Source organism: Rhizomicrobium sp., assembly GCA_037200385.1.
Lineage (GTDB): Bacteria > Pseudomonadota > Alphaproteobacteria > Micropepsales > Micropepsaceae > Rhizomicrobium.
In genome coordinates this window covers 4956498-4973030 of sequence record JBBCGL010000001.1, presented here as the reverse complement: position 1 = coordinate 4973030, position 16533 = coordinate 4956498, and the positions used below count along the sequence as shown (strand labels likewise).

The following is a 16533-nucleotide window of genomic DNA, read 5'->3' as shown; positions in this document are numbered from 1 at the left end:
TTTGGAGCCACATGTCCCTGATTCAGGCTCCCAAGCTCAGCGTCATCAGTAACGTGAGAAATCTTTGGCATCTCGCGATTCCCAAAAATGTGCCTTTGCATCAAATCGATTGCGTCTTCCCGATCATAAGCAGTCACACCGCATCCTAAGACGAGGGATCGCGTCGCGGCGTCGGCGATATCGCCGGCCATGCCGGAGACGAAGAGCTGGCCGCTCTGGCTCCAGCCAGCGATGCCGAGGCGACTCGCCGATCATTCAGCTTTAATGAAAGCGAGGTTTGGTCCCGTCTCAAGACTCCCAAAAATAACGCACGGCTTGTAGTCGCAAAATTCGCTCGGGCTTGCAGTGCTGATGCCAGAGTTCGCTGTAAAATCGAGGTCACTATCCTTCCCAAAGCTCTCGGACGCAGCATAGCCGGTGTAGAGTCTCCTTACCTCCTGCACTAGTCGTGCGGTATTTTCCTTCTTGAAGAAGCCGACAAGGGTCACCCCAAATCCGCCGCCGGGACGTTCCACCTTGCCCTCGGAGCACACGCCGCGATCGCAAAACAGGTAGGTGCCGTTCGTTCTGAGCGTGACTTCGTACCCTTCTTTGCTACTCCAGCGGCCGATCGGATCGAACGTGCCATCGTTCGAATGACAGGCGGCCAAACACAGACTGCCCAGCAAGATCAAGCACACAAAAGCTGTCCTGTTGGTCATCTGATACCTCGTTTACGATCAGTGATGCGCAAAATTGTCGTACCTCAGCAGGTCCGGAACCGGGCGGCCCCACTCGAACGTCATATGCACCGTGGACAGTGGCCCGCTGGTCGGAATGTTGATCAGATCGTTCTGAACCTTGAACAGATTCCCAGCCGCGAACGACACAAGGTCCATATCGTTTTCAGCGTGGAAGTAGATCATATCGTCCGCGACATGAGCCGCCAAGCCTTTCGAAAACGTTCCGGTAATGTCGCCCATCTGCGTTCCGTCCGTGAGGCCCCATGCACCGTACAGGGCGTTGTAGCTGCCGTTAGTATACCCTCTTGGGTACGTGATTTCGTTGCCGTCCCTAAGCGTACCGCCCTGGTTCGGGTATTTATTGAGCATAAAACCGATGGCCCCATCCTCCTGGGCGTAGTAGTAGTCGCTGGACCTGTAGTTGAACAACTCAGCGACGCCCGTCGAGTTGGGCTCAAAATAGAAGTTTCGCGGACCGTCGCCGGTGAGGAAGCTCTGAAGAACCATGCGCGCGTCGGCCGAGGTGGACGGGTCGGCGATCGTCTGCGAGATCGAGACCGTCGCCGCCAACCGAACCGCTGCATTGTATTCCGCGCGCAACGCTTTGGCCGCGTCGCCGGTGGCCTGGCTCGCCTGGTTTGCGAGATCGCTGAGCGTGTTCTGGATTTCATTTTGCAGGTCTTTGGCGCTCGGCAAGCCCAGGAATCCCGACCCGTCTCCCAGAAGATTCACCTGCTGGAATGAACCGCCTCCGTTGCTCTCGTATTGCTGCCTGAACAGCGAGAGCGCGGTCGTTCCAATATTGCGCACGTCGTCCATGGAGAGCTGCGTGCCCGCGACCGGCGGCAGATAACCAACCTCGACAGGTGCGCCTAGTGGCGCGGCGCCCGCCGTCACCCCATCCAGACCGAGGTTGTGATACAGCGCACTGAGCTGATCCGGCGACGCACCGCTATCGAGCGCCGCGTTGTACTGGTCCATGTTCGCCTGATATTCGGCGGGCGACATTTGGTCTGACTGGCTGATCCCGCCCGCAATCACACTGCCAATCGTCTGCCCAAGACTCAACACCCTGACACGGGTTCGAGCGCCAGATTCCAGATCGCCGAAGGCGATCAACGGCTTAAATCGCGTTGCTCTCGATGCGAGCGCGGCCTGCAATTTTGACCCCCTGATGCGCCTTTTCCGGCGTGTGCGATGATCGCTTTAGCAGCTCAGAACAGCAGCTAAGCAAGAAGTTTGTAAGACGGATTCCGTGTACCGAGCGTCACCCAAGCAGCTCGTTTAGCCGCTCTAATTTAACAGGATTCGGAGCGGCCGTCCTCCTCGTTTGCTTCCATTTCCAGCACCTCCAGGAGGTCATCTGCGGCGTCGGCATCGACGGATAAATCGCCTTTCGGCTCGTAGCGGTCGGCCTTGCCGATCGGCTTTCCGGGATGTGTTTCGGTGTGGACGGCCTTCAATTTCTTGATCGAGACTTGCGTGTAAAGCTCGGTGGTGGAGAGATCGGTGTGGCCCAGGATCGCCTGGATGTAGCGGATGTCGGCGCCGTTCTCCAGCATCAGAGTCGCCATCGTGTGGCGGAAGATGTGACAGGCACCGCGCTTGCCGATGTTCGCCTGCTCGATGCAGGCCCGCGCGATCTCGGCCAGCCGATTGGGCTTGAACGGTGTGCCCGTGACGCTGAGGAACAGCGTGCCGTCGTCGGCGCCGGAGGTAAAATCGGGCCGCACATCGTCCAGATATTTGTCGATCCAGGCGAGCGCGCGCACGCCGATCGGGATCATCCGGTCCTTGCGGCCCTTGCCTTCGCGCACCAGAACGACGCCGCGCCCGGCATCCACATCGTGGAGTTTCAGCTCGATCAATTCCTGCCGGCGCATGCCCGTCGAGTACAGCGTCTCCAGCATCGCGCGGTCGCGGATGCCGACTGGCGTCGATGTTTTCGGCACCGCCAGCACCTTTTCGACTTCCGTCACGGTCAAAATATGTTTCGGGAGTCGTCTTCCGATGCGCGGCAATTGCAGATCGGAAGCGGGGTTGTAGAGGATGTAATTTTCGCGGGCGAGCCACTTGAAGAGCGCCTTCAAGGGATCGGTGTGCGCGATCTGGCTGCGCGCCGACAACGGCTCGCCGTTCGGTTTCCTGTGCAGATAGAGATGACGCTGCCAGCGTTCCAGGATCGGCTTGGTGATCTCCTGCGGCCGCACCAGACCGCGCTCCGCGCACCAGGCGGCGAAGGCGCGCAGCGTGCGTTCGCGATTCTCGTAGGTGTGATGGGAGTAGTTGCGCTCCATCTGCCAGCGCGTGAAGCGCTGCGTGTAGGCCCACAGACTCTCCGGCTCGCCCGCGTCTGCCGACCATTCCACCGGCGCTCTCTTGGGGTGGTAGATGCCCTTGTGCGAATGGCGCGCGCCCTTAAGCGGCATCCGCCTTCGCTCCTTGAGCTACGGCGGACAGGTCTGCTTCAGCCGCCAGAGCAGCTAAGGGAGAAGCAGCTAAAGAAGAAGATTCCGCGCGCGATGCGTGCGTGTGTGACGAGCCATTGACGTATGACACGACAGACGACGCACTCTCTATAATGTGCGTTTCAGCGCCGTTCGCGACGGATTCGTCAGAAGACGGTGCGGCAGAAGGCGTTGCAGCGGTTTTGTGGGACCGTACACCCCCCGCAATGGCCCCGTTTTGAGGCCGTTTTGATCCCGTAAACCCACCCCTCACCCCCCGTACACTCGCTGTCGTACCCTCATTTGCGATCAGCGATGCCACGTCGATCAGGCCGCACAGGCCCGGCCCGTTGTCGGCCGCGCCGTCGTAAATCAGCTCGTAAGAGAAGCTCGTGCCGCGTGCCCCGCGATGGGCGATGACGTATTCGAGCTCGACCAGGCGGGAGAGATGCACGCCCAATTGCGTGTTGCTCCACCCCGTCATGCTGCGCACCTCGCGCCGGCCGAAGCGGAAGTCACAGCGTTTGACGGCGCGCGTCTCGCATTCGGCGCGCGCCCACTTATGGAGAGTCTCAAGCAGCATCCGCGTCTGCGGCGGCAGCTCATCGAGCGTGCGGCCCAGCACTTCATGCGCCAAGCGGTTGGCGAGCGCGATGTCGCACGCCTCGACTTCCACATAGCGCAGCGGCCTTCCGCGATGCTCGACCGTCTGGATTTTGCGCTGATGCTGATGCAGCAGCGCAATCGCTTTGATCAGCGTCAGATACTTCATGTGATCGCGCCTGGTGCGCGTCTTGTCGTCCAGGAACGAGAGCTGGTCGGCGAACGGATTGACGACGGCCAGCCGCTCCAGAAGACCTTGCGCGTTGCGATGCAGCTTCTCGATCGCCCGGCGATCTTCCTCCTGGAGCAACCCTTCCAGCGTCTGCCGGCGACGCTGCAACACGTGGATCGCGCGCGTCTGTTCGCGGCTCTCGTTGACGGTGAGAACGAGACAGCGGTTGAGCAATTCCTCGTCGATGTCGATCGCCGTCGTCGTCAGGAACAGCATCACCGGCCCTTCGACCCGGTACTCGTGCGTCACCAACAGCCCCGTCGTTGGATCCTTTCCGGTCGAGGCGATCGTCACCTCGCCGTCGGACTGCAACAGCTTCAGCGCATAGCCCGCGCTCTGCGCCCCTTCCTCCTCCGCGATCGCCAGGATGCGATGCTTGAGGTTGGTCTCGCCCATGTAGAACAGGCTCTGGCCCGTCATCGCGCTGTAGCGCACCTGGGCGTCGGCCGGCACCAGCGCCAGCACCGCATCCATCAGCGAGGATTTGCCGGCCGCCGAACTCGACTGGATAATCACCGCCAGCGGCCGATCCAGCAGACGCGAGACGCAGGCCAGGTATCCCGTCAGCTTGTTGGTCTCCTCGCCGACGACGCCGCACACCTCGAAGTCGGCCAGGATGCGCTCCATCAGTTTAGGGTCTTTCAGAAGCGCGAGCGCGTCGCGCCGTTCTTCTTCGGTGAGCGCCGGCCGCTCGTCCTTCTTCAGCACCTTGACCAGCTCGGCGTCCTGCAACGCTTCCAGCTTGAGCAGCACGCGGCCGAGATCGTGCTTGATCGTGTCCTCGGCCTCGCCCAGCTCGATGCCCGCCTGCTTGATGAAGCTCGTGCGCGCCTTGGCGTTGTAGAGATCGAACGTATCGACATGGAAGCGCTCGCCGCGATGAACGAGCAGATTGATCTTCATCGATTCCGGGTTGAGCGGCTTCATCCACCCGCGTATCCGGTATTGCCGGTCGCCCTGCATCAGCACCAGCTCCTCGGCCGTCTTCTTCAGCACCGGATCGTCGGCCGGACCAGGCGGCAGCGGCGTTGCGATCGTCGGCTCTGGAAGCGGCGGCATGTCGGCCGGCGCGACGGACAAGGCAGCTAAAGAAGAACTCGGTTCAATTTCTTCTTTAGCTGCTGCTGTTGGTGCGGCGTCGATCGGCTTCGACAATACCGCCTCCAGCTCGTCGGCCGGCGCGCTCGTCAGCTTCGGCGCCTTGCCCTGGCCCAGCCACGATGCCTTGCGGATCAGCACACCCAGCGAGCGCGAGGCCGGCGCCACCTTCTGCGCATAGAGGTTGGCGTCCATCGTCTTGGGGAACTCGATGCGATAGCAGCACAGACCTTCCTTGATGAGCTGCTCAGCCAGTTCGTTCGCCGCGCGCTCGCCGGCGTCGTCGCGGTCGAACGCGATCAGCACGCGCGTGATGCCGTAACGGCGGAAGGCGGCGAGGTGATCTTGCGTGAAGCCGTTGACGCCATACGCCGCCGTCACGTTGCGATAGCCGGCACACCAGAACGTCGCCGCGTCGATCAGCGCCTCGCAGACGACGATCTCGCCACGGCCCGCCGCCAGGCCGTCGAGATTCCACACGCCCTTGTGCGGGCCGGGCAGATACAGATGCTTGGGCGTGCCGGCGCGAAGATTGTTCGCGATCTTGCGGCCGTACACTTCCTGCACGTCGCCGCGCTCGTCCAGCACCGGGAACACAAGGCTGCCGTTGAAGTGTTCGTGTCCGCTCGCGCGGTAGAGACCGAGCTTTTCGAGACGGGTGCGGACCTCGCTGCCGGCCTTGCGTGTCTTCTCCGGCAAGCGCAGCCCCAGCGTCCGGTTCGCATAGCCCAGCTTGAAGCGCTCGATCAGCTCGGGATGCACCAGGCCCCGCGCGCGCAGATAGTCGAGCGCCTCGGGCGATTGCTTCAGGGTCTCGTGGTAGTAGCCGATCACCTGGTTCAAGAGCGCCTGGTCGTCGGCGTCGAACCGGACCGGCGCCGGCAGCGCGCGGACCCGTGTCTGCTTCACCGGCCCGTCCGTGATCGAAGCCACCCCTTCCCGCAGCAGCTCGACCGCGTGGCGGAAGCTCACCCCGTTCTTCTTCATCATCCAGTCGATCGGCCCGCCGCCCACATCGCAGCCGAAGCAATGGAACAGGTTCTTCTCCGGCGTCACTGTCAGCGACGGCGTGTCGTCCTGGTGGAACGGACACAGCCCCACCATGTCCTTGCCCCGCTTCGTAAGCGCGATCCCGCTCTCCTCGATCAGCCGCGCGACCGACACCTCCCTTTTCAGCCGCTCCAGCTCCGATTCGGCGATGCGCGCCATCAGGGGTTCCCCGTGCTCAAAAACCGACCCCTCGCAAAAACCTGTCAAGAGGGGAATCGACAAAACAACTGGACAGGAGGCTACTCTTGTAGAGAGTTGAGTCAACTCGGCCCTTCAGGAGACCGCCGCTATGCTGGAAGCGCTACCGTCATCGCAGGACAGTTCCGTGGGCGTGAACGACATGCGTTTTTACGAGGCGCTCGGCGCTCGAATCGCCGAAGCGCGCAAAGCCCAGAACATGACTCAGGTCCAGCTCGCCGAGGAGCTGGGGATCGCGCAGCAAACGCTCGCCCATTACGAGGTCGGCCGGGTCCGCGTGGCCGCTGCGCTGGTTCCCCGGCTCGCCCATGTGCTCGCCGTCAGCGTTGAGGACTTGCTCGGCGATGCCTCGCGGCCATCCCGGCGCGGGCCTGCGCCCAAGCTCCTGCAACAGATCGAGCGCATCCAGCGCCTGCCTCGATCGCGCCAGCGCTTCATCATGCAGATGATCGATACCGCCTTGCAGGCGAACACGACGGCTGACGCCGCCGAGTAGATCGAGCAGCGCCCGCGCTGCTGATCCGCGCGAAGCGCTTCCAAGCCCAAAGCCAGGCCGGGGCCGTGCCGTCAATGCCCCGGAGCGCAGCGCCAGCGAAGCGGAGCCGAAGGGCGCGGCGCAGCCGCGCGGGCTTGACGGTGCGGACCCGGTCTGGCCCTCGCATGGCACCATTCGGCGGCACCATCCAAAACATCAATGATTCAGCGGCTTAAATGCATTCCGGCACCACGTTGCCGCCAGCCTGCCACCCACGCGCGGCTAATAAAATCAATCGCTTACGTGCCAGCCAGCCCACGATGGCACCATCGGCGAGGCCGTTGGTGCCATAAAAAATGATGTGCAGACAACCACTTAGCCACATTCGTGTGGCGGTCCTTTTATCTTGCCCTCCAAAAGTTCCACCCCCCCCCACGCACCACCTCCTGCGATCACCTTCTCCTCACGGCTGCGATCGCCGCCGCCGGCAGCACCGCCCGCGCGCAAAAATCACGCGCAAAATCGCGTCGCCGGAGCGTCGATTCAGTGCCGGATTCACGTCGTCCAACGCGCAAAATCCGCACCGGATTCGATCTCTCGAACACGCAAAATCGTGCGACCGATGCGTCGGTTCAGCGTCGATCTGCGCTCAATTTCTTGTCGTGGAGTCGCCGGAGAGAGCTGCGATCGAGCGTGTCAGATTGCTCCTGGCGCTCGCCTCCAGGCGCGCGCGGAAGTCGGCCGTGCTGTAGATGAACGGACGATTCAAGAAGGCTTGCAGCACATCGGTTCGCCCGCGTCGGAACGCATTTTCTTCCACCCACTGATATTCACGGCGCACCTGAACCTCGTATTCCTGGAATCGATTCTCGTCGGCGCCGAGGATCGACAGATCGATATCGACGACGATCTGCGCGTCATGGTCCTGCGGCGTGGCGTCGTGCTGTGTCATCAATATCAGGCGCTCAACCGCTTCAATTGTTGTCGCCGGCGCGCCGGATTCAACGAGCACGGCGCGCGCCCATTGCGCGCTGCGCGCCTCATTATCGGACGCGCGCGGATCGTAGATCGCGTCGTGGAACCACAACGCCAACCCCACTTCACCCGGCGCGCGCGCGTCGTGAACGCGGTCAAATTGTGCGAAGCATTCCCCGATATGTTGCAGCGTGTGATAGGCCCGGTGCGGCTCGCCGTAGCGCTCCACGAGCGATTCAAACGTGCCTTCCGGCGCGCTCATCGAGAGCGTCTCGAAGCATCTGTCCCAGCGTTCCTGGAGCGTGCGCACCGCTATTTTTCGCACCAAATTATTTCTTGACGCTCATGCAATCAGCAAATTTTGTGCTGCAAACATATCCAGATTCACATGCAGCCTTAGCGAGCCGAGTCGTAAACTGAAGCTTTCTGGCCGCCCGGATGTAACCAATATTTGCGCAAGATACCCCCGCGTGGCTTTCAACACACATCGGCTGCGCAGCACGTTGAATGCGATCTTCCTCGCGCGCCGGCAGTTGTCGGAGATAATCTTGGATTACAACATCGAGAAAGCCAGGACTCAGATTTTCAAGGTGCTTTGCCGGGCAAATCCGCGCTAGCGCCCTGTTAAATGGGGCGATTGATTGCTCGTAACTCTCTGCTCCCAGTGACGCAACTGGGCTGGCGATAACGAACGCTGCGCATAGCCAAAGCGCACGGCCAATACGATACATCTGCCAACCTCCTAGAGCGTTGCGTTCACGATCACGATGCCCCCAACGCACAAAAATCGTGCGGCCGACACGTCGAGACCGTGCTGATCGCGATGCAATTCATGAGCCGTTAGATTGGGATCACTCGCGTACTCCTGCGGCTTCCTCCCCGCGACAATCGCTCTTTCCAGCAATGCGGATGGTGTCCGGAGCAATGACAACAGGTGTAAAATCTTGCCAGTTAACCTGCGTCCATAACGTTCCCGATACGCGTACATGACGATTGCGGTATCTAGGCAATAACGGCTCCACTTTACCGGAGAAGCTGATCTGGATTTCGTCAGCGAGCACGACCTTCGGAGTCATTTTAAGCTCTCTGTTCACTTCGACAGGGATCGCAAAATCCAAATGCACGATCCACACAGTCACCTTTTGATCTGTCTGCGGGTGCTCTCCGAAGTTGGGAGGACCAAAGTCGCTACGTTTGCGAAGCGTCCCAAAGATAGTAGCCGGGCTGGACGTATGGAACCTCGCTCCGCACCAATGCGCGGGCTTCGCGACCGCGGCGCTGTTGCAGATTCCGGGCGAACCAATCACCAGGAGAGACAGCAAAACCCGCCAGAGCAGAGCGTTTCGTCCAGCTAAACGGATAGATCGCAACGACATTTGTGACCTCTGCATCTCAGTATTTCGGGTCTGGCAGGCCCCAGTAAAAGATCTCGACGGTTCCGGGTCTGCTCTGCTCGATAGCTTGCTCTTGCGCCATGAACGCCATCCTCTGATCGGGCGTTAAGGCGCTCATAATGGTGGTGCTGGGGACCCCCGCTGCTGCCGACAGCTTAGCTATCATGACGTCCGTGGGATTGCTGTCGGTGGGAGGTGCGTATTTTGTCATCGCATCAGCGATCGACAAATTGCGATAGGATGGCCCAAATAACAGGTGCTCCTGCGCATCCAAACCCGCCTGAACATCGGGGAAGATCGCCATCGGTGCGACATGGTTTGCTGCCGCAGCGGAATACACCGAGTTTGTCCCTATTGCGTCGGGCGCGTGACGTAGATTGCCCGGATTGTTGTCTCTCCAGGCCAGCGTACCGCCCGTGCGGACTTCCATTCGTCCGTCCGGATAGAAGTAAGCCACGGAGTTGTGCGAGTTGGGCGGGCCTCCGACTGCGGAGTACGGACGATCATAGTTGGCGGGCCGAGTGACGATGTTCATGAACTCGGAGAAGCTCCAGAGATGAACCTCGTTCGGATTATATTTCGGCGCCGTGACCGTCACGGTTTCCACGCCTGGTGTCGGCGATGTGCCATTGCCCGATGATGCCGGCGTGAACACATCGCCGATGCCAACGGCCTCCGTGACATCGTTGATGAGTGTCTCGCCGCCTTGCACGAGCGCATGCCATCCCGACGATATTTCATCACCGAGCCAGCCGAAGAACCCTTCATCCTGCTTCGGTGGCGCCGCGCCAGGACCGGCGAACTGCACGTCTCCCGAGATGTCTCCGGCCGTGGCCGCGTGAAGCTCGGCCATCCGGTTGAGGTAGTCGCCATCGGACTCTCCGGGCAGCGGATCGGTGGATGCAGGTTGCCCCGATCCCTGTATTCCGCCCGCCACGAGGTTGCCGATGGTTTGCCCGAGACTCAACACCCTGACACGGGTTCGAGCGCCAGATTCCAGATCGCCGAAGGCGATCAACGGCTTAAATCGCGTTGCTCTCGATGCGAGCGCGGCCTGCAATTTTGACCCCCTGATGCGCCTTTTCCGGCGTGTGCGATGATCGCTTTAGCAGCTCAGAACAGCAGCTAAGCAAGAAGTTTGTAAGACGGATTCCGTGTACCGAGCGTCACCCCAAGCAGCTCGTTTAGCAGCTCTCAATTTAACAGGATTCGGGGCGGCCGTCCTCCTCGTTTGCTTCCATTTCCAGCACCTCCAGGAGGTCATCTGCGGCGTCGGCATCGACGGATAAATCGCCTTTCGGCTCGTAGCGGTCGGCCTTGCCGATCGGCTTTCCGGGATGTGTTTCGGTGTGGACGGCCTTCAATTTCTTGATCGAGACTTGCGTGTAAAGCTCGGTGGTGGAGAGATCGGTGTGGCCCAGGATCGCCTGGATGTAGCGGATGTCGGCGCCGTTCTCCAGCATCAGAGTCGCCATCGTGTGGCGGAAGATGTGACAGGCACCGCGCTTGCCGATGTTCGCCTGCTCGATGCAGGCCCGCGCGATCTCGGCCAGCCGATTGGGCTTGAACGGTGTGCCCGTGACGCTGAGGAACAGCGTGCCGTCGTCGGCGCCGGAGGTAAAATCGGGCCGCACATCGTCCAGATATTTGTCGATCCAGGCGAGCGCGCGCACGCCGATCGGGATCATCCGGTCCTTGCGGCCCTTGCCTTCGCGCACCAGAACGACGCCGCGCCCGGCATCCACATCGTGGAGTTTCAGCTCGATCAATTCCTGCCGGCGCATGCCCGTCGAGTACAGCGTCTCCAGCATCGCGCGGTCGCGGATGCCGACTGGCGTCGATGTTTTCGGCACCGCCAGCACCTTTTCGACTTCCGTCACGGTCAAAATATGTTTCGGGAGTCGTCTTCCGATGCGCGGCAATTGCAGATCGGAAGCGGGGTTGTAGAGGATGTAATTTTCGCGGGCGAGCCACTTGAAGAGCGCCTTCAAGGGATCGGTGTGCGCGATCTGGCTGCGCGCCGACAACGGCTCGCCGTTCGGTTTCCTGTGCAGATAGAGATGACGCTGCCAGCGTTCCAGGATCGGCTTGGTGATCTCCTGCGGCCGCACCAGACCGCGCTCCGCGCACCAGGCGGCGAAGGCGCGCAGCGTGCGTTCGCGATTCTCGTAGGTGTGATGGGAGTAGTTGCGCTCCATCTGCCAGCGCGTGAAGCGCTGCGTGTAGGCCCACAGACTCTCCGGCTCGCCCGCGTCTGCCGACCATTCCACCGGCGCTCTCTTGGGGTGGTAGATGCCCTTGTGCGAATGGCGCGCGCCCTTAAGCGGCATCCGCCTTCGCTCCTTGAGCTACGGCGGACAGGTCTGCTTCAGCCGCCAGAGCAGCTAAGGGAGAAGCAGCTAAAGAAGAAGATTCCGCGCGCGATGCGTGCGTGTGTGACGAGCCATTGACGTATGACACGACAGACGACGCACTCTCTATAATGTGCGTTTCAGCGCCGTTCGCGACGGATTCGTCAGAAGACGGTGCGGCAGAAGGCGTTGCAGCGGTTTTGTGGGACCGTACACCCCCCGCAATGGCCCCGTTTTGAGGCCGTTTTGATCCCGTAAACCCACCCCTCACCCCCCGTACACTCGCTGTCGTACCCTCATTTGCGATCAGCGATGCCACGTCGATCAGGCCGCACAGGCCCGGCCCGTTGTCGGCCGCGCCGTCGTAAATCAGCTCGTAAGAGAAGCTCGTGCCGCGTGCCCCGCGATGGGCGATGACGTATTCGAGCTCGACCAGGCGGGAGAGATGCACGCCCAATTGCGTGTTGCTCCACCCCGTCATGCTGCGCACCTCGCGCCGGCCGAAGCGGAAGTCACAGCGTTTGACGGCGCGCGTCTCGCATTCGGCGCGCGCCCACTTATGGAGAGTCTCAAGCAGCATCCGCGTCTGCGGCGGCAGCTCATCGAGCGTGCGGCCCAGCACTTCATGCGCCAAGCGGTTGGCGAGCGCGATGTCGCACGCCTCGACTTCCACATAGCGCAGCGGCCTTCCGCGATGCTCGACCGTCTGGATTTTGCGCTGATGCTGATGCAGCAGCGCAATCGCTTTGATCAGCGTCAGATACTTCATGTGATCGCGCCTGGTGCGCGTCTTGTCGTCCAGGAACGAGAGCTGGTCGGCGAACGGATTGACGACGGCCAGCCGCTCCAGAAGACCTTGCGCGTTGCGATGCAGCTTCTCGATCGCCCGGCGATCTTCCTCCTGGAGCAACCCTTCCAGCGTCTGCCGGCGACGCTGCAACACGTGGATCGCGCGCGTCTGTTCGCGGCTCTCGTTGACGGTGAGAACGAGACAGCGGTTGAGCAATTCCTCGTCGATGTCGATCGCCGTCGTCGTCAGGAACAGCATCACCGGCCCTTCGACCCGGTACTCGTGCGTCACCAACAGCCCCGTCGTTGGATCCTTTCCGGTCGAGGCGATCGTCACCTCGCCGTCGGACTGCAACAGCTTCAGCGCATAGCCCGCGCTCTGCGCCCCTTCCTCCTCCGCGATCGCCAGGATGCGATGCTTGAGGTTGGTCTCGCCCATGTAGAACAGGCTCTGGCCCGTCATCGCGCTGTAGCGCACCTGGGCGTCGGCCGGCACCAGCGCCAGCACCGCATCCATCAGCGAGGATTTGCCGGCCGCCGAACTCGACTGGATAATCACCGCCAGCGGCCGATCCAGCAGACGCGAGACGCAGGCCAGGTATCCCGTCAGCTTGTTGGTCTCCTCGCCGACGACGCCGCACACCTCGAAGTCGGCCAGGATGCGCTCCATCAGTTTAGGGTCTTTCAGAAGCGCGAGCGCGTCGCGCCGTTCTTCTTCGGTGAGCGCCGGCCGCTCGTCCTTCTTCAGCACCTTGACCAGCTCGGCGTCCTGCAACGCTTCCAGCTTGAGCAGCACGCGGCCGAGATCGTGCTTGATCGTGTCCTCGGCCTCGCCCAGCTCGATGCCCGCCTGCTTGATGAAGCTCGTGCGCGCCTTGGCGTTGTAGAGATCGAACGTATCGACATGGAAGCGCTCGCCGCGATGAACGAGCAGATTGATCTTCATCGATTCCGGGTTGAGCGGCTTCATCCACCCGCGTATCCGGTATTGCCGGTCGCCCTGCATCAGCACCAGCTCCTCGGCCGTCTTCTTCAGCACCGGATCGTCGGCCGGACCAGGCGGCAGCGGCGTTGCGATCGTCGGCTCTGGAAGCGGCGGCATGTCGGCCGGCGCGACGGACAAGGCAGCTAAAGAAGAACTCGGTTCAATTTCTTCTTTAGCTGCTGCTGTTGGTGCGGCGTCGATCGGCTTCGACAATACCGCCTCCAGCTCGTCGGCCGGCGCGCTCGTCAGCTTCGGCGCCTTGCCCTGGCCCAGCCACGATGCCTTGCGGATCAGCACACCCAGCGAGCGCGAGGCCGGCGCCACCTTCTGCGCATAGAGGTTGGCGTCCATCGTCTTGGGGAACTCGATGCGATAGCAGCACAGACCTTCCTTGATGAGCTGCTCAGCCAGTTCGTTCGCCGCGCGCTCGCCGGCGTCGTCGCGGTCGAACGCGATCAGCACGCGCGTGATGCCGTAACGGCGGAAGGCGGCGAGGTGATCTTGCGTGAAGCCGTTGACGCCATACGCCGCCGTCACGTTGCGATAGCCGGCACACCAGAACGTCGCCGCGTCGATCAGCGCCTCGCAGACGACGATCTCGCCACGGCCCGCCGCCAGGCCGTCGAGATTCCACACGCCCTTGTGCGGGCCGGGCAGATACAGATGCTTGGGCGTGCCGGCGCGAAGATTGTTCGCGATCTTGCGGCCGTACACTTCCTGCACGTCGCCGCGCTCGTCCAGCACCGGGAACACAAGGCTGCCGTTGAAGTGTTCGTGTCCGCTCGCGCGGTAGAGACCGAGCTTTTCGAGACGGGTGCGGACCTCGCTGCCGGCCTTGCGTGTCTTCTCCGGCAAGCGCAGCCCCAGCGTCCGGTTCGCATAGCCCAGCTTGAAGCGCTCGATCAGCTCGGGATGCACCAGGCCCCGCGCGCGCAGATAGTCGAGCGCCTCGGGCGATTGCTTCAGGGTCTCGTGGTAGTAGCCGATCACCTGGTTCAAGAGCGCCTGGTCGTCGGCGTCGAACCGGACCGGCGCCGGCAGCGCGCGGACCCGTGTCTGCTTCACCGGCCCGTCCGTGATCGAAGCCACCCCTTCCCGCAGCAGCTCGACCGCGTGGCGGAAGCTCACCCCGTTCTTCTTCATCATCCAGTCGATCGGCCCGCCGCCCACATCGCAGCCGAAGCAATGGAACAGGTTCTTCTCCGGCGTCACTGTCAGCGACGGCGTGTCGTCCTGGTGGAACGGACACAGCCCCACCATGTCCTTGCCCCGCTTCGTAAGCGCGATCCCGCTCTCCTCGATCAGCCGCGCGACCGACACCTCCCTTTTCAGCCGCTCCAGCTCCGATTCGGCGATGCGCGCCATCAGGGGTTCCCCGTGCTCAAAAACCGACCCCTCGCAAAAACCTGTCAAGAGGGGAATCGACAAAACAACTGGACAGGAGGCTACTCTTGTAGAGAGTTGAGTCAACTCGGCCCTTCAGGAGACCGCCGCTATGCTGGAAGCGCTACCGTCATCGCAGGACAGTTCCGTGGGCGTGAACGACATGCGTTTTTACGAGGCGCTCGGCGCTCGAATCGCCGAAGCGCGCAAAGCCCAGAACATGACTCAGGTCCAGCTCGCCGAGGAGCTGGGGATCGCGCAGCAAACGCTCGCCCATTACGAGGTCGGCCGGGTCCGCGTGGCCGCTGCGCTGGTTCCCCGGCTCGCCCATGTGCTCGCCGTCAGCGTTGAGGACTTGCTCGGCGATGCCTCGCGGCCATCCCGGCGCGGGCCTGCGCCCAAGCTCCTGCAACAGATCGAGCGCATCCAGCGCCTGCCTCGATCGCGCCAGCGCTTCATCATGCAGATGATCGATACCGCCTTGCAGGCGAACACGACGGCTGACGCCGCCGAGTAGATCGAGCAGCGCCCGCGCTGCTGATCCGCGCGAAGCGCTTCCAAGCCCAAAGCCAGGCCGGGGCCGTGCCGTCAATGCCCCGGAGCGCAGCGCCAGCGAAGCGGAGCCGAAGGGCGCGGCGCAGCCGCGCGGGCTTGACGGTGCGGACCCGGTCTGGCCCTCGCATGGCACCATTCGGCGGCACCATCCAAAACATCAATGATTCAGCGGCTTAAATGCATTCCGGCACCACGTTGCCGCCAGCCTGCCACCCACGCGCGGCTAATAAAATCAATCGCTTACGTGCCAGCCAGCCCACGATGGCACCATCGGCGAGGCCGTTGGTGCCATAAAAAATGATGTGCAGACAACCACTTAGCCACATTCGTGTGGCGGTCCTTTTATCTTGCCCTCCAAAAGTTCCACCCCCCCCCACGCACCACCTCCTGCGATCACCTTCTCCTCACGGCTGCGATCGCCGCCGCCGGCAGCACCGCCCGCGCGCAAAAATCACGCGCAAAATCGCGTCGCCGGAGCGTCGATTCAGTGCCGGATTCACGTCGTCCAACGCGCAAAATCCGCACCGGATTCGATCTCTCGAACACGCAAAATCGTGCGACCGATGCGTCGGTTCAGCGTCGATCTGCGCTCAATTTCTTGTCGTGGAGTCGCCGGAGAGAGCTGCGATCGAGCGTGTCAGATTGCTCCTGGCGCTCGCCTCCAGGCGCGCGCGGAAGTCGGCCGTGCTGTAGATGAACGGACGATTCAAGAAGGCTTGCAGCACATCGGTTCGCCCGCGTCGGAACGCATTTTCTTCCACCCACTGATATTCACGGCGCACCTGAACCTCGTATTCCTGGAATCGATTCTCGTCGGCGCCGAGGATCGACAGATCGATATCGACGACGATCTGCGCGTCATGGTCCTGCGGCGTGGCGTCGTGCTGTGTCATCAATATCAGGCGCTCAACCGCTTCAATTGTTGTCGCCGGCGCGCCGGATTCAACGAGCACGGCGCGCGCCCATTGCGCGCTGCGCGCCTCATTATCGGACGCGCGCGGATCGTAGATCGCGTCGTGGAACCACAACGCCAACCCCACTTCACCCGGCGCGCGCGCGTCGTGAACGCGGTCAAATTGTGCGAAGCATTCCCCGATATGTTGCAGCGTGTGATAGGCCCGGTGCGGCTCGCCGTAGCGCTCCACGAGCGATTCAAACGTGCCTTCCGGCGCGCTCATCGAGAGCGTCTCGAAGCATCTGTCCCAGCGTTCCTGGAGCGTGCGCACCGCTATTTTTCGCACCAAATTATTTCTTGACGCTCATGCAATCAGCAAAT

Annotated in this window: 12 protein-coding genes; 2 read left to right on the top strand and 10 right to left on the bottom strand. The window is 61.9% G+C overall.

The annotated features are described in order from the left end of the window. Positions 1-251 precede the first annotated feature (251 nt). From WDM91_23760 to WDM91_23745, 4 genes are all read right to left on the bottom strand, one after another. On the bottom strand, positions 252-701 hold the full coding sequence (locus tag WDM91_23760) for a hypothetical protein (protein MEI9997632.1): 450 nt from the start codon (positions 699-701) through the stop codon (positions 252-254). A gap of 18 nt (positions 702-719) precedes the next feature. Next, positions 720-1883 carry a hypothetical protein gene (locus tag WDM91_23755; GenBank protein ID MEI9997631.1) on the bottom strand — a complete coding sequence of 388 codons (1164 nt, stop codon included), beginning with the start codon at positions 1881-1883 and terminating at the stop codon, positions 720-722. Between the two features lie 137 nt (positions 1884-2020). Further along, the gene (gene xerC / locus WDM91_23750) at positions 2021-3151 is read right to left on the bottom strand and encodes a site-specific tyrosine recombinase XerC (GenBank protein ID MEI9997630.1); all 1131 of its coding nucleotides are present in this window, start codon (positions 3149-3151) and stop codon (positions 2021-2023) included. Next, on the bottom strand, positions 3141-6311 hold the full coding sequence (locus WDM91_23745) for a CHC2 zinc finger domain-containing protein (GenBank protein ID MEI9997629.1): 3171 nt from the start codon (positions 6309-6311) through the stop codon (positions 3141-3143). Before WDM91_23745 ends, xerC (WDM91_23750) begins: the two co-directional genes overlap by 11 nt. A gap of 130 nt (positions 6312-6441) precedes the next feature. Between WDM91_23745 and WDM91_23740 the strand changes: the two genes are divergently transcribed. After that, the gene (locus tag WDM91_23740) at positions 6442-6846 is read left to right on the top strand and encodes a helix-turn-helix transcriptional regulator (protein MEI9997628.1); all 405 of its coding nucleotides are present in this window, start codon (positions 6442-6444) and stop codon (positions 6844-6846) included. Positions 6847-7474: 628 nt separating this feature from the next. On the opposite strand, the gene WDM91_23735 is transcribed toward WDM91_23740, so the two are convergent. The 5 genes from WDM91_23735 to WDM91_23715 form a co-directional block, all read right to left on the bottom strand. Further along, positions 7475-8062 (bottom strand): hypothetical protein, encoded by a 588-nt coding sequence (locus WDM91_23735; protein ID MEI9997627.1) that lies wholly within the window; start codon positions 8060-8062, stop codon positions 7475-7477. A gap of 589 nt (positions 8063-8651) precedes the next feature. After that, positions 8652-8918 (bottom strand): hypothetical protein, encoded by a 267-nt coding sequence (locus WDM91_23730; GenBank protein MEI9997626.1) that lies wholly within the window; start codon positions 8916-8918, stop codon positions 8652-8654. A gap of 274 nt (positions 8919-9192) precedes the next feature. Further along, entirely contained in the window at positions 9193-10254 is a 1062-nt protein-coding gene (locus WDM91_23725) for a hypothetical protein (protein ID MEI9997625.1), read from the bottom strand. Between the two features lie 139 nt (positions 10255-10393). Further along, positions 10394-11524, bottom strand: coding sequence for a site-specific tyrosine recombinase XerC (gene xerC, locus WDM91_23720; GenBank protein MEI9997624.1), 1131 nt, complete (start codon positions 11522-11524; stop codon positions 10394-10396). After that, a complete protein-coding gene (locus WDM91_23715; protein ID MEI9997623.1) occupies positions 11514-14684 on the bottom strand; it encodes a CHC2 zinc finger domain-containing protein in 3171 nt (1056 codons plus the stop codon). Before WDM91_23715 ends, xerC (WDM91_23720) begins: the two co-directional genes overlap by 11 nt. 130 nt (positions 14685-14814) lie before the next feature. Between WDM91_23715 and WDM91_23710 the strand changes: the two genes are divergently transcribed. Further along, entirely contained in the window at positions 14815-15219 is a 405-nt protein-coding gene (locus tag WDM91_23710; GenBank protein MEI9997622.1) for a helix-turn-helix transcriptional regulator, read from the top strand. Between the two features lie 628 nt (positions 15220-15847). Here the strand turns inward: WDM91_23710 and WDM91_23705 are convergent. Further along, the gene (locus WDM91_23705) at positions 15848-16435 is read right to left on the bottom strand and encodes a hypothetical protein (protein ID MEI9997621.1); all 588 of its coding nucleotides are present in this window, start codon (positions 16433-16435) and stop codon (positions 15848-15850) included. Positions 16436-16533 lie beyond the last annotated feature (98 nt).

Excerpts from the sequence above, each read along its gene's own strand:
- WDM91_23710 (MEI9997622.1), top strand. The coding sequence starts at position 14,815 with ATGCTGGAAGCGCTACCGTCATCGCAGGACAGTTCCGTGGGCGTGAAC.
- WDM91_23760 (MEI9997632.1), bottom strand. The coding sequence starts at position 701 with ATGACCAACAGGACAGCTTTTGTGTGCTTGATCTTGCTGGGCAGTCTG.
- xerC (MEI9997624.1), bottom strand. The coding sequence starts at position 11,524 with ATGCCGCTTAAGGGCGCGCGCCATTCGCACAAGGGCATCTACCACCCC.
- WDM91_23745 (MEI9997629.1), bottom strand. The coding sequence starts at position 6,311 with ATGGCGCGCATCGCCGAATCGGAGCTGGAGCGGCTGAAAAGGGAGGTG.
- xerC (MEI9997630.1), bottom strand. The coding sequence starts at position 3,151 with ATGCCGCTTAAGGGCGCGCGCCATTCGCACAAGGGCATCTACCACCCC.
- WDM91_23735 (MEI9997627.1), bottom strand. The coding sequence starts at position 8,062 with ATGAGCGCGCCGGAAGGCACGTTTGAATCGCTCGTGGAGCGCTACGGC.
- WDM91_23715 (MEI9997623.1), bottom strand. The coding sequence starts at position 14,684 with ATGGCGCGCATCGCCGAATCGGAGCTGGAGCGGCTGAAAAGGGAGGTG.
- WDM91_23740 (MEI9997628.1), top strand. The coding sequence starts at position 6,442 with ATGCTGGAAGCGCTACCGTCATCGCAGGACAGTTCCGTGGGCGTGAAC.
- WDM91_23705 (MEI9997621.1), bottom strand. The coding sequence starts at position 16,435 with ATGAGCGCGCCGGAAGGCACGTTTGAATCGCTCGTGGAGCGCTACGGC.